The sequence below is a fragment of the Stenotrophomonas sp. FW305-3-2-15-E-LB1 genome (assembly GCF_058787375.1).
Genome location: NZ_JBYSZR010000002.1, coordinates 141,872 through 154,854 on the forward strand (window position 1 = coordinate 141,872; position 12,983 = coordinate 154,854).

General features: G+C 67.4%; 12 protein-coding genes. 11 read left to right on the top strand and 1 reads right to left on the bottom strand.

What is annotated here, in order from left to right:
* Positions 1-288 precede the first annotated feature (288 nt).
* Positions 289-1,566: a replication-associated recombination protein A gene (locus tag AC3WL7_RS02340; protein ID WP_234458414.1), complete on the top strand. Its 1,278-nt coding sequence runs from the start codon at positions 289-291 to the stop codon at positions 1,564-1,566.
* A gap of 87 nt (positions 1,567-1,653) precedes the next feature.
* Here the strand turns inward: AC3WL7_RS02340 and AC3WL7_RS02345 are convergent, their stop codons facing one another.
* A complete protein-coding gene (locus AC3WL7_RS02345; RefSeq protein ID WP_492749167.1) occupies positions 1,654-2,019 on the bottom strand; it encodes a hypothetical protein in 366 nt (121 codons plus the stop codon).
* 185 nt (positions 2,020-2,204) lie between these two features.
* On the opposite strand from AC3WL7_RS02345, the gene AC3WL7_RS02350 reads away from it, so the two are divergent.
* The 10 genes from AC3WL7_RS02350 to AC3WL7_RS02395 all read left to right on the top strand — a co-directional run bounded on the left by AC3WL7_RS02350 (position 2,205) and on the right by AC3WL7_RS02395 (position 12,907).
* Positions 2,205-2,597, top strand: a complete 393-nt coding sequence (locus AC3WL7_RS02350) for a DUF805 domain-containing protein (protein WP_295521728.1) — start codon at positions 2,205-2,207, stop codon at positions 2,595-2,597.
* A 175-nt stretch (positions 2,598-2,772) separates the two neighbouring features.
* Positions 2,773-3,783, top strand: coding sequence for an alpha/beta hydrolase (locus AC3WL7_RS02355; RefSeq protein ID WP_492749168.1), 1,011 nt, complete (start codon positions 2,773-2,775; stop codon positions 3,781-3,783).
* A 121-nt stretch (positions 3,784-3,904) separates the two neighbouring features.
* Positions 3,905-5,284 (top strand): YncE family protein, encoded by a 1,380-nt coding sequence (locus AC3WL7_RS02360; RefSeq protein WP_200732987.1) that lies wholly within the window; start codon positions 3,905-3,907, stop codon positions 5,282-5,284.
* Between the two features lie 53 nt (positions 5,285-5,337).
* A complete protein-coding gene (locus AC3WL7_RS02365) occupies positions 5,338-6,384 on the top strand; it encodes a heme/hemin ABC transporter substrate-binding protein (protein ID WP_492749169.1) in 1,047 nt (348 codons plus the stop codon).
* A complete protein-coding gene (locus tag AC3WL7_RS02370; RefSeq protein WP_492749170.1) occupies positions 6,381-7,424 on the top strand; it encodes a FecCD family ABC transporter permease in 1,044 nt (347 codons plus the stop codon). The genes AC3WL7_RS02365 and AC3WL7_RS02370 overlap by 4 nt, the downstream gene beginning before the upstream one ends.
* Positions 7,421-8,182 (top strand): heme ABC transporter ATP-binding protein, encoded by a 762-nt coding sequence (locus AC3WL7_RS02375; RefSeq protein ID WP_108746674.1) that lies wholly within the window; start codon positions 7,421-7,423, stop codon positions 8,180-8,182. Before AC3WL7_RS02370 ends, AC3WL7_RS02375 begins: the two co-directional genes overlap by 4 nt.
* Positions 8,183-8,251: 69 nt before the next feature.
* Positions 8,252-9,001, top strand: a complete 750-nt coding sequence (locus AC3WL7_RS02380; RefSeq protein ID WP_492749171.1) for a hypothetical protein — start codon at positions 8,252-8,254, stop codon at positions 8,999-9,001.
* A 439-nt stretch (positions 9,002-9,440) separates the two neighbouring features.
* On the top strand, positions 9,441-11,477 hold the full coding sequence (gene fusA, locus AC3WL7_RS02385; protein WP_492749172.1) for an elongation factor G: 2,037 nt from the start codon (positions 9,441-9,443) through the stop codon (positions 11,475-11,477).
* A 290-nt stretch (positions 11,478-11,767) separates the two neighbouring features.
* Entirely contained in the window at positions 11,768-12,040 is a 273-nt protein-coding gene (locus tag AC3WL7_RS02390; RefSeq protein WP_079221882.1) for a hypothetical protein, read from the top strand.
* A gap of 111 nt (positions 12,041-12,151) precedes the next feature.
* Positions 12,152-12,907, top strand: a complete 756-nt coding sequence (locus AC3WL7_RS02395) for a SapC family protein (protein ID WP_108747825.1) — start codon at positions 12,152-12,154, stop codon at positions 12,905-12,907.
* Positions 12,908-12,983 lie beyond the last annotated feature (76 nt).

Sequence of the window (12,983 nt, forward strand, 5' to 3'; positions counted from 1 at the left end):
ACCCACCGCTCTGGTGGGTGCCAACCGTTGGTTGGCACGCTTTTGATCTGCCGGCCAGCGGCCGGCACTACCGACCCACCGTTCTGGTGGGTGCCAACTGTTGGTTGGCACGCTTTTGATCTGCCGGCCAGCGGCCGGTACTACCGACATGGTTCGCCGGGCAGGGCCCGGCGCTACCGTTGGGCAGCGCGGTACAATGCGCGCGTGCCAAGACATCGTTCCACTTCATTCCCCGGCCCCGATCTGCTGAGCGTCGATCGGGAACATCTGCGCCCGCTGGCCGAGCGCATGCGCCCGCGCACCCTCGACGAAATGGTCGGGCAGAAGCGCCTGCTGGCGCCCGAAAGCGCGCTGCGCCGTGCGGTCGAATCGGGTCGCGTGCATTCGATGATCCTGTGGGGGCCGCCGGGCTGCGGCAAGACCACGCTGGCGCTGCTGCTGGCCGAGTATTCCGACGCCGAGTTCCGCGCCATCTCGGCCGTGCTCTCCGGCCTGCCGGAAGTACGGCAGGTGCTGGCCGAGGCCGCGCAGCGTTTCGCCGAAGGCCGGCGCACCGTGCTGTTCGTTGACGAAGTGCACCGCTTCAACAAGGCCCAGCAGGATGCGTTCCTGCCGCACATCGAGCGCGGCACCATCCTGTTCGTCGGTGCCACTACCGAAAATCCGTCGTTCGAGCTGAACTCGGCGCTGTTGTCGCGCTGCCGCGTGCACGTGCTGGAAGGCGTTTCGCCCACCGACATCGTGGAGGCGCTTGAGCGTGCGCTGGGGGATCGCGAACGCGGCCTCGGCGAAGAACACATCGAGGTCGCCCCCGAGCTGCTGCTGGAGATCGCCACCGCTGCCGATGGCGATGTGCGCCGTGCGCTGACCCTGCTGGAGATCGCCGCCGAGCTGGCGGGCGGGGAGGGCGGGCGTATCACCCCGCAGACCCTGACCCAGGTGCTGGCCGACCGCACCCGTCGCTTCGACAAGGGCGGCGAACAGTTCTATGACCAGATCTCGGCGCTGCACAAATCCGTGCGCAGCTCCAACCCCGATGCCGCGTTGTATTGGCTGACCCGCATGCTCGATGGGGGTTGCGATCCGTCCTACCTGGCGCGCCGGTTGACCCGCATGGCCATCGAAGACATCGGCCTGGCCGACCCGCGCGCGCAGAGCATGGCGCTGGAAGCGTGGGACATCTACGAGCGCCTGGGCAGCCCGGAAGGCGAGCTCGCCTTCGCCCAGCTGGTGCTCTATCTGGCCAGCACCGCCAAGTCGAACGCCGGCTATGCCGCCTTCAACCAGGCCAAGGCGGATGTGCGCGAAAGTGGCACCGAAGAGGTGCCGCTGCACCTGCGCAACGCGCCGACCAAGCTGATGAAGGAGCTCGGCTACGGCGCGGAGTACCAGTACGACCACGATGCCGAAGGTGGCATTGCGCTGGACCAGACCGGCTTCCCGGATGCGATGGGCGAACGCGTGTACTACAACCCGGTGCCGCGCGGGCTGGAGATCAAGCTGAAGGAAAAGCTGGACCGGCTGCGGGCCGAGCGCGAAGCGGCGCGGGCGGCCAAGGGCCGCTGACTCCGCTTCTGTAGAGTCGAGCCATGCTCGACTCACAAAAAAAGTCGGTGTTCATTGCGCGGTGCATGACGAAGAGTGCCGATTGCGTCATTCTGCGCCGATCAGTATGAGCTTGGCTCCTGTGGGATGAAGCCACAGAAACAACTCCCGCTCGTCCTTGCGGAAGCCGGATGAGCAGACTGCTTGCCACCCTTGGCCACAGTTGACCTCGGGGAAACCCAGTACGGTGGAGTGTGAGTACTCGCGCGGCAATGCGTTCCATCCCGCCTTTATCAGCGCGCTGCGTAGTGTTCTGTAGTCCATCTCCCATTGCGCACCCATCGCTTTGAGTGCGCCAGGCATGGGGGGCGGGTTCTTCTTGAGGCTGCCCATGATGTAGCCGGGCTCAATATGGCCGGGGTCCGTGGAGGGCGGCGTGGACGTCAGGACCAAAGCAATCAGAAGGCTCTTCATCCCGTCAGCGTAGTGGTGTTGCTGAGTTGGTCAAATTGCGCTGAATCCGCTTCAGTAGAGTCGAGCCACGCTCGACTGCTTTCGCACCCCAGTCGAGCATGGCTCGACTCTACAAAGGCCGCCGCATTTGTCGCGCCTGCCGGCATTTGGCACACTGCGCGGCTTCTCCATCAAGGATTGATGCCGTGGATCAGTTGATTCTGCCGTTGAAGCGCTATGCCCAGTTCGAGGGCCGCGCCAATCGCCGCGAGTACTGGATGTTCCAGTTGTTCCTGATGCTGGTCGCCGTGGCGATCTCGCTGCTGGGGGGCGTGCTGGCCATCATCATGCGCGGCAATGAGGACGCGCTGGCCGCGATCGTCATGGGTTTCATGGGCCTGCTGGGCCTGGTGTGGCTTGCCACGCTGCTGCCGCTGATCGCCGTGACCGTGCGCCGCCTGCACGACTGCAACCAGTCGGGTTGGCTGTACCTGTTGGCCCTGGTGCCCGGTGGTGGCCTGGTCATCCTGGTGTTCGCGCTGTTGCCGGGCACGCCTGAGGAAAATCGCTACGGCCCGGTACCGCCGGAATTCGGCTGAGTCCTTGGCGCGCCGCATTCGCCGGGCATGGCCCGGCGCTACCACTGGCGCGCGGCCCCGGGTTCGCGCGCGCGATACACAGTGTGACGTTTGATCGATGTGATAATCATTCGCGTTTAAGGTAGACTGCGGTCCCTTGATGAAGAGGCGGCCGCGTCCGCCGCATCCGTCACCCATGATGTTTTCCGCACGTTCCTTCGGCTGTCTGGCCGCCCTGATGATGGGGGTCTTGATGGTTGCTCCCTACGCCCACGCGCAGCAGCGCAATCCGCAGCAGCTGATGGGCCGCACCGTGCTGGACGAGCCTGCGTCCAGCTACCGTTTTGAGCGTTTCGTGATCAGCAGCCCCGACCAGCAGCGCCGCTGGCGGGTGAACGTGGCGATCCCGGCCAAGGCCTCGAAGACGCCGTCGCCGGTGCTGTATGCCCTGGATGGCAACGCCGTGGCCATGGTGCTGGACCAGCCGCTGCTGGCCGAGCTGGCCGCGAGCAAGGCGCCGCCGGTGCTGGTGCTGATCGGCTACGACAACGAGCTGCGCATCGACTCGCCGGCGCGCACCCGCGACTACACCGCCTGGATTGACCGCGCCGATGACGAGGGTGGCACGACCCAGGCTGTCGGTGGCGGTGCGGATCTGTTCCTTGACCTGATCGAGCGCCGCATCAAGCCGGAAGTGGAGCGTCGCGCCAACATCGACACCCACCAGCAATCGCTGTGGGGCCACTCGCTGGGTGGCCTGTTCGTGCTCAATGCGCTGTACACGCGCCCGGCTGCATTCCAGCGCTACCTGTCGGCCAGCCCGTCGCTGTGGTGGAGCCAGGGCGCCGCCCTCGGCGACCCCGAGCAGCAGTTCGTGCAGAACGTGCATGGCCAGTCTGCCAAGGTCTGGCTGATGCTGGGCGGTGCGGAACGGGTTGGTGATCGCGGCAAGCGCGACATGACCAACCCGCGCGTGGTTGCGCACCTGCGTCGCATCGGCGGCGCCACCCCGGATGCGGCCATGCAGCTGTCCTCGCGCCTGGCCAAGGTGCCCGGCCTGAGCGTGCAGTACCGCGAATTCCCCGGCCTCGGCCATGGCCCGATGCTGCCGGCCTCGTTCCACGCCGCCCTGCATGAGCTGTACGGCGTGACCGACCGCAGCGTGGATGACGGCAAGGCGCCGGCGCCCGCCAACGCTGCAGAGTGATCTTCCGCACGGCCTGGCCGTGCACCCCCACTACCCAGGCGTGACTGCCGATGTGCAGCGGCCCAGGCAACCGATGAATCCCGCGCCACGTGGCGCGGCCTACGTGTGCAAGGAGCCTTCCATGTCGTTTCGTCCGTCCCTCCGCCTGACCTCCCTGGCCGCCGGCCTGCTGCTGGCGGTCACCGCCACCGCCCAGCCGGTGTTCGACCAGCCCGCCAGTGCCACCTTCAACGGCACGGTGATTTCGCGCGGCGAGAATGTCGTGCCGGGCAGCACCGCCGAGGTCATCGGCCGCGGCTTCGTGCCGGGCCAGCAGGTCAGCCTGGTGCGCGGTGACAGCGTGCTCAACGCGCAGCCGCTGGTGGTCGATGCCGATGGCAACTTCAAGACCCAGCTTGCCATTCCGGCCGACGCCGTTCCGGGTACCCATCCTGTGGTGGTGCGTGCCAGCCAGCCGTCGGCCGCCACGGTGCTGAAGCTGCGCGTCTCGCCGCAGCTGCCGCTGTCGGGCCAGCAGCAGTTCGCCACCCAGTCCAACAAGCTGGTGCCGGGCCTGTACCAGTCGGCCTACAGCGCGGCCAGCAATGCCGTGTTCGTCACCTCGGCCGTCGGCCGTCCGCCGGTTACCCAGTCGCAGCTGCTGAAGCTGGACCCGAAGACGCTGAAGGTGACCAAGGCGATCACCCCGGCACAGGTGGCCGGCACCACCAACGGCGCGGTGTACGCGGTCTACGGCGTGGGCGTGGATGACACCAACGGCAACGTCTGGGTGACCAACACCCGCCAGAACTCGATCGCGGTGTACCGCCAGAAGGATCTGTCGCTGGTCCACCAGTTCCCGGTCGATACCGTGCCGCACGCGCGCGACGTCGTGGTCGATGGCACCCACGGCAAGGTGTTTGCCTCGGCCACCGGCGAAGACCACCTGTCGGTGTTCGATGCCAGGACGCTGAAGGAGCTGCCGTCGATCACCCTGGAATCGGGCGTGGACGAGGGCAAGTTCACCCCGATGAGCCTGGTGCTGGACGAAAAGGCCGGCAAGCTGTTCACCGTCAGCATCGGCACCCCCGAAGCCGCGGTGATCGACGTGGCCAGCGGCGAAGTCGACAAGATCATCGACCTGGGCAACTCGATCAGTGCGTCGGGCGTGGCCTTCGATGCGCAGCAGAACCGTTTGTACGTCGCCTCGCAGGGCACCGACAACCTGCTGATCGTCGATGTGGCCAGTGGCAAGGTCGTGCACGACGTGCCGGTCGGTGCCGGTGCGCTGAACGTCGCCTTCGATGACAAGAGCGGCCTGGCCTATGTCACCAACCGCGGTGCTGGCACCGTCACTGTTGTCGATCGCGCTGGCAAGGTGGTCGGCAACCTCGATGGCGGCACCTTCCCCAACCATGTGCGCGCCGATGGCAAGGGCAGCGTGTTCGCGGTGAACAAGTCGCGCGGCGCCGACGACGCCAAGGGCGACCGCATCACCCGCATCACCCCGCGCCAGCCGTAACCCACGTGCCGGGCGGGGGCAGTGCCTTCGCCCGGCCAGCAAGGAGATTCCGCATGACCATCGCTTCCCGCCTGCGCCTGTGTGCGCTTCCGTTGGCTGTTTCGTTGGCGCTCGCCGCCTGTGGCGACACGCCCGCGCCACCTGCAGCGACCGATGCCGCACCGGCCGCCACCGAAGCCCAGGCCGCTGCCGCCGAGCTGCCTGCCGGCTGGCAGCGCGTGGCGGGTACCGACCTGCCGGCACTGACCGGCCAGGTGCCGGTGCTGCCGGCCAAGGTGCGCTCCGACGACGGGGCTGATGCCGAGGTGACGGACACCAGCCGCATCATCGCCGGCGGCGACGATGTGATTGCCGTGCTGGAGGCGCTCGGCCTGGGCAAGCAGGTGTTCGCTGCGCCGACCAATACCACCACGCAGGCTGGCCAGGCCGCGCCGCACCAGTTCCTGTTCAACCGCACCACCGGCGTGGAGGGTGTGGTGAGCCTGCATGGCTCGCTGTTCCTGGGCAACAGCCTGCGCCGCCACACCGTGCTGGCCGGCAAGCTGCGCGAAGTGGGCGAGTCGGCCGTGGTCATCGATGACCTGCAGCCGGCGCCGGACAAAGTGCGCAAGGTGGCCGCGGCCGTCGGCCTGGCCGATGCCGGGCAGACCCTGGCCACCCAGGTGCAGCGCCAGCTGGATGAGGCGGCGACGCTGGGCAAGGGCCTGGCGCACGCGCCGCGCGTGATCCATGTGTCGGCCACCGGCGGTGGCGGCGCACCGACCGTGGCGGGCGCAGACAGCGCCTCGGCCGAGATGATCGCGCTGGCAGGCGGCGTCAACATCGGCAGCGAGGCAGGCGTCAAGAACTACTCGCAGCTGAGCAACGAGGGCGTCATCGCCGCCGCACCGGAGGTGATCCTGGTGACCGAGCATGATCTGCAGCAGTTTGGCGGCGCCGAGGGCCTGTGGAAGGCCTATCCGACCCTGAAGCAGACCCCGGCCGGCGCGGCCAACCGGGTCTGGGTGATGCCGGATGTGCAGTTGAAGTACACCAGCGTCGGCACCGGTGCCGGGGCGCTGGCCCTGGCCAAGGCCCTGGCGGCGCTTCCGCCGGCATGAGTCCGGCTGATCGGCGCCGTCGTCGCGGGCGGGTGATGCTGCTGGTGGCACTGCTGGCCCTGCTGGGCGCGGTGCTGGCGTCGTTCGCGATGGGGCCGCTGCGCCTGCCGCCTCTGGATGTTCTGCAGGCCCTGGGGGTGAAGCTGGGCCTGGTCGATCCGCAGGCGGTCAGTCGCCGCGACCTCGCCGTGGTGTGGCAGCTGCGCATTCCGCGCGCCCTGCTGGGGGCCATGGTGGGGGCGGCGTTGGCGATGGCCGGTGCGAGCCTGCAGGGATTGTTCGGCAATCCGCTGGCCGACCCCGGCATCGTCGGCGTCAGCCAGGGCGCGGCGCTGGGCGCCGTGGCGGCGATCGTCCTGGGGGCGGCAGGCGCGGCGGGCTGGCTGGTGCCGGTGGCTGCCTTCGCCGGTGGCGCGCTGGCCATCGGCCTGACGTATGCGTTGGCGCGGCCGGGGAAGGGCAGCGGCAATGCGACGTTGTTGCTGGTGGGCATAGCGATGGCCGCGTTCTGCTCGGCGCTGATCGGCTTTCTCACCTACATCGCCAGCGAGAGCGAGCTGCAGTCGCTGGTGTTCTGGCAGATGGGCTCGCTGGCGCAGGCCAACTGGTCAGATGTGGCGGCGGTGTTGCCACTGTTCGCCATTGGCGTGTTCGCGCTGCTGCGGCTGGCGACGCCGCTGGACATGCTGGCGCTGGGTGAGCGTCAGGCCCAGCACCTGGGCCTGGATGTTGCGGCCACGCGGCGCAGGCTGGTGGCGTTCAGCGCGCTGCTGGTGGGTGCGGCGGTGGCGTTTGCCGGCTCGATCAGTTTCGTGGGCCTGGTGGTGCCGCACGTGGCGCGCCTGCTGGTTGGCCCTGGCTATCGCTGGCTGCTGCCGGTGTCGGGCGTGTTGGGCGCCTTGCTGATCGTCATTGCCGATACCGCCGCGCGCACGCTGGATCCGCCGGCGGAGATTCCGCTGGGCCTGTTCTCGGCCGCGCTGGGCGCACCGTTCTTCCTGTGGCTGGTGCTGCAGCAGCGCCGCAAGGACACGCCATGAGCGATTTCCTGCAGTTGCGCGATGTGGTGGTGCGCCGCCAGCAGCGCGAGATCCTGCATGGCATCACCCTGGCGTTCGCGCCGGGTACGGTGACGGCGCTGGTCGGCCCCAATGGCGCCGGCAAGTCGACCCTGCTGGCCGTGGCCGCGGGCGACCTGCGCCCGGACGTGGGCGAGGTGCAGCTCCACGGCGCACCCTTGCGCAGCTACAAGGCCGGTCCCTTGGCACGCGAGCGCGCGGTGATGCCGCAGGAGCACGGCGTGCGTTTCGCCTTCAGCGTTGAAGAAGTGGTGGCAATGGGGCGCCTGCCGCATCCGCCGGACCCCGCAGCGGACGATGCGCGGGTGGAGGCGGCCATCGACGCCGCCGAGTTGCAAGCATTGCGCCTGCGCGAGGTGCAGCAGCTGTCCGGTGGCGAATCGGCGCGCACCACGTTCGCGCGCGTGCTGGCACAGGACACGCCACTGCTGCTGCTGGATGAGCCGACGGCCGCGCTCGATCTGCGCCACCAGGAGCGCACGTTGCGCAGCGTGCGCGCATGCGCCGAAGCGGGCGCGTGCGTGATCGTCGTGCTGCACGACCTCAATCTGGCGGCTGGCTATGCTGATCGCATCGTGCTGCTGGAGCAGGGCAGGGTGGCGGCCGATGGCACGCCGCTGCAGGTGCTGACGGAAGCAAACCTGCAGCGCGTGTACCAGCAGGATGTCGTGGTGCTTGAACACCCGCGTCGCGGCGTGCCACTGGTGGTGGTGACCTGATGCAGTAAAGCGTCGCACTGCACGGCGACGTATCATTGGCGGTTCGTTTTTTTCAACGGACTGACCCCCATGAAGCATCACTTCCCGCGCACCGCACTGCTGGTTTCCATGGTTGCAGCGGTGTGTTCCGCCCACGCTGCATCCACCCGTACGGTGTCGATCGAAAAGGCGGCCGACCAGGCCACGTCGATCGAAACGCGTCATGCACAAGGCCCGGGTGCCGCCGCTGACCTGTTCACCACGCACTACTACGCAGGTGGCGCGATGATGATGGCCTGGGCGGACCAGCGCGTGCTGCTGCTCTGCAAGAAGTCGGCGTACCTCAAGCTGCCGGGCATGAAGCCTGCAGCCAGCGAGCTGCCGCTGGAGAAGCGGCAGATGGTCGGCTACCAGGCCATGATGGCCGGCTACGGCGGCATTGCCGCGGTTGGCGGGCTGGTGGATGGCTCGATTGAAGTGGCCGATGATGGCCGCGAAGTGCGTCGCCAGGCCGAACGCAGCTGGGCCTACGGTATTGAACGCTACGATGTGATCAGCCAGCGCATGCCCAATGGCGCACTGCGTGTGCGGGCGCTGAAGACCGCAACGGTGAACAACGCCAAGCCGTCCAAGCCGGGCGACACCTTCAGCACCGATGAGGACCAGGCGGCGCGCCTGGCCGAGCTGGGTGCGGTGGGCAGCTGGACGGAAATCACGATCCACGACACGCCCAAGCGTGGCGAGGTGGATGCCGATTACTCGCTGAAGGATTGGGTGTCGGTGACCGGCGACCATGCCGCGACGGTGGGCGAGGCGCGGCGGATCAACGGCTGCGAGTAACAGCCTCGGCAAGCTTCATCGTTCCATCGGTACGCGCAATATTCACTTGCGCGCCAGAATGACAGGTCTAGAATGCGCCCCATGAACCGGATGCCGCTCCTGAAGTTTTTCACCCTGACCCGCGCTAGCGCGGAACGGGCGTGTCTGCCTGGAGTGCCACGGGGCCGTTGATACGGCCATCGATGGACCATCCACAGAGCGCCCTTCGGGGCGCTCTTTTCGTTTGGGGCCTTGCGGCATCGGTAGAGTCGACCGTTGGTCGACTGATTCCTGCCCTGGCAGTCGGCCAACGGTCGACTCTACCCATCCCATTGTTTTCACCAGATACACCAAGGAGAACGTGCCATGCACCAGATCGCCGAGACCGAACGCTAGCCGCGCGCCCTGTCGCCAACCGGGGTGCGCGGCCCCTGAAGTTGGCTTTGCAGGAACCTATCTCATGAACACCCAAGTCCTTTCCCGCCGTCGCAACCTCGGCATCATTGCCCACATCGACGCCGGCAAAACCACGCTCACCGAACGCCTGCTGTGGAAAAGCGGCGAGATCCATCGCGTCGGCGAAGTACATGACGGCAACGCGACCACCGATTTCTCGGCGATCGAGCGCGAACGTGGCATCACCATCGGCGCTGCGGCCGTGCAGGCGCAGTGGGCGCCGCGCGACCTGCCGCCGCATCGACTGACCCTGATCGACACCCCTGGCCACATCGACTTCGCCATTGAAGTCGAGCGTTCGCTGCGCGTGCTCGACGGTGCCGTAGCCGTGTTCTCGGCCGTGGATGGCGTGCAGCCGCAGTCGGAAACCGTGTGGCGCCAGGCGCGCCGGCATCGCGTGCCGCTCATCGCCTTCGTCAACAAGATGGACCGCGTCGGCGCATCGTTCGAGCGCGTGCTGGAGCAGCTGCAGGACAAGCTGCAGGCGCGCCCGTGGGCGCTGGGCGTGCCGCTGGGCAGCGAAAGCGACTTCCATGGCTGGGTCGATCTGGTCGACGAACGCGTGCTGCGTTGGCAGGACGGCGCTGCGGCGTCCATCACCCCCTGGGGTGAGGACGAGCGCGGGCAATGGCAGGCACAGCGGCAGGCGCTCATCGAGGCGGTGGCCGACCATGACGACGTGCTGGCCACGGCGTGGCTGGAAGGCGCCGTGATCGATGCGACGATGCTGCGCGGGGCCATCCGCCGGGCCACGCTGGCCGGCGCCGGCGTGCCGGTGCTGGCGGGCGCAGCGTTCAAGGACAAGGGCATCGAAACGCTGCTGGACGCAGTGGTCGATTACCTGCCGTCGCCGCTGGACCGCCCGGCCGTCACTGCCGAAACGGAACAGGGCGAGGTGTCGCTGCCGCCGGATCCTGAAGGTCCGCTGGCGGGCCTGCTGTTCAAGATCACCCACCAGCAGCACGGTGCGCTGAGCTTCGTGCGGTTGTACTCGGGCACCTTGAAGGTAGGTGATGCCATTGCCAGTTCGCAGCACCCGCAAGGGCGTCGCGTCAGCCGCCTGGTGCGCGTGCAGGCCGACCAGACCCACGACATCGAACAGGCTGTGGCCGGTGACATTGTCGCGGTGCTGGGCTGGAAGGATGCCGTCAGCGGTGAAACGCTGAGCGGGCGAGGGCAGCCGTTGCGCCTGGAAAGCATCCAGTCGCAGGCGCCGGTGCTGGCCTGGCGGCTGGAGCCGGCACGCGCGACCGACCTGATCCGCATGGCGCAGGGCCTTGCCAGCCTGGCCCAGGAAGACCCGTCGTTCAAGGTGGAAACCGAGCGCGACAGTGGTGAAACCCTGGTCTGGGGCATGGGTGAGCTGCACCTGGAGGTGATGGTCGAGCGCCTGCGCAGCGAGTGGAAGGTCGACGTCGGCGTTGGCGCGCCGCGCGTGGCCTACCAGGAAACGCCGTTGCGCGCGGTGTCCGGTGCGGTTGGCCGGGTGTCCAAGCAGAACGGCGGCCAGGGCCAGTTTGCCCATGTGGTGCTGGACGTGGTGCCGCGCGAGGACGACCAGGTCGTGTTCAACGACCGCATCGTCGGCGGTGTGGTGCCGCGCAGCTTCATCGCTGCGGTGGAAAAGGGTGTGCGTGCGGCGCTGACGACCGGGCCGCAGGGACATCCGGTGGTGGGCATCGAGGTAAGCCTGGTGGATGGGGAAACCCACGCCAAGGATTCGTCGGAAATGGCCTTCCACCGCGCCGGTGGTGAGGCGATCAAGGCGGCGCTGGCGGCGGGCGGTACGCAGCTGCTGGAACCGGTGATGGCAGTGACGGTGCATTCGCCGTCGGCCTCGGTGGGTGATGTGGTGGGCGACCTCAACCGCCGCCATGGCCGCATCGCACGCATCGACGACCAGGACGGTCGCGCCGAAGTGAGTGGTTTTGCACCGCTGGCCAACCTGGTGGGTTACACCACCTCGCTGCGCTCGCTCAGCCAGGGCCGCGCCAGCAGCGAAGCACACCTGCACGGCTACGAGCCCGTGCGCGCTGCATGATGAGTGGAGCAGGGAGCCCGTTCGCGGGCTCCCTTTTTTTGTTTGGAAGTGTCGTGCGCATCCACGCATGGCGTGGATCTACTGGTATCTGCAGGTGCGATGCGTATCCATACATGGCATAGACCTACAATGAGGTGGTAGATCCACGCCATGCGTGGATCGCATGTGTCCGTCATTACGCGCGTCGGCTCGCGCCGCACTGCAACAAAACTGCAGAAAAAGCTGGATTAAAGTGATGCCTCACGATAAATTGCGCACCCCCAGTTGATTTGCCGCCGACCGCACCCGCCATGCGTGATGACAATGACCCCGGAACCCTGGAGCTGACCCTGCCGCGCAAGCGCGGTCGGCCGCCCAAGTTCGGGTACGCGATGAGCGATGCGCAGCGGGCTGCGCGCTACCGTGCGCGCAGGGCAGGGCAGGCCAACCACGCCGACGTCCGCTCGTGCAGCGACATGGTGCTGCTGGACAAGATCCGCGCGGCGGTCAGCGCCCGCGACACTGAACTGGCCGGCTTCCTGGTCCATGTGCTGTGGCAGCGCTATCCGCTGCAGCTGAAATAAATCTTCGTCGGGGTGGCTCTTGTCACCCGGCTTGTTGATAATGCGGGGTTCAGGTTGTTCCCGCTGGCGCGCCCGGGATGGCAGGCGTGCATGTTCGACATGGCTTTGACGATGACCACCACCAGCGACACCACCACCGAAGCTGCACCGAGCGGCGCACCCCTGTTCTACACCCGTCCGGTGCCGCTGCAGGCCGACCGGCACGCTGACGTGCGCATCCTGCCGGGCAAGCTGGAGTTCGCTGCCAGCAGCAACTCGATCCCGCTGGTGCTCGGCGAATTCTCGCTGGCACTGCACCATTTCCCGATTCTGTTCGCTGGCCCGACCGCCGTGCCGATGGCAGCCGTGGGCGTGACCACCGACAACCTGTTCATCACCGATGGCCTGTGGGCGGACGACACCTACATCCCGGCCTACCTGCGTCGCCATCCCTTCATCTTCATCGATACGGGCGAGGGCAACGATTTCCTGCTGGGCATCGACGAAGACAGCCCGCGCATTGCGCGTGGTGGCGATGAAGGCCAGCCGCTGTTCGTGGACGGCAAGGCTGCCGACATCGTCCAGCAGGCCCTGGATTTCTGCGGCCAGTACACCCGCGAGCACGCGCAGACCCAGACCTTCTCCAAGGCACTGCTGGACGCCGACCTGCTGGTCGAGCGCAACGCCACCATCCGCCTGCCCGATGGCCGTGAGTTCAACCTCAACGGCTTCTTCGTGGTGGACGTGGAGAAGTTCGTCGCACTGCCGGAAGCCACGGTGGTTGAATGGCACCGCAGCGGCTGGCTGGCGCTGATCCACCAGCACCTGATGTCGCTGGGTCGCTTCAACGATCTGACCCGCCGCCAGGCCGAGCGCGACGCCGCCTGAGTTGGTCCTCTGGCGCGGCGGCCCGCCTGCCGCGCCGGATAGTGCTTCGGCACCGTCGCGCATCCACGTGGTGCGC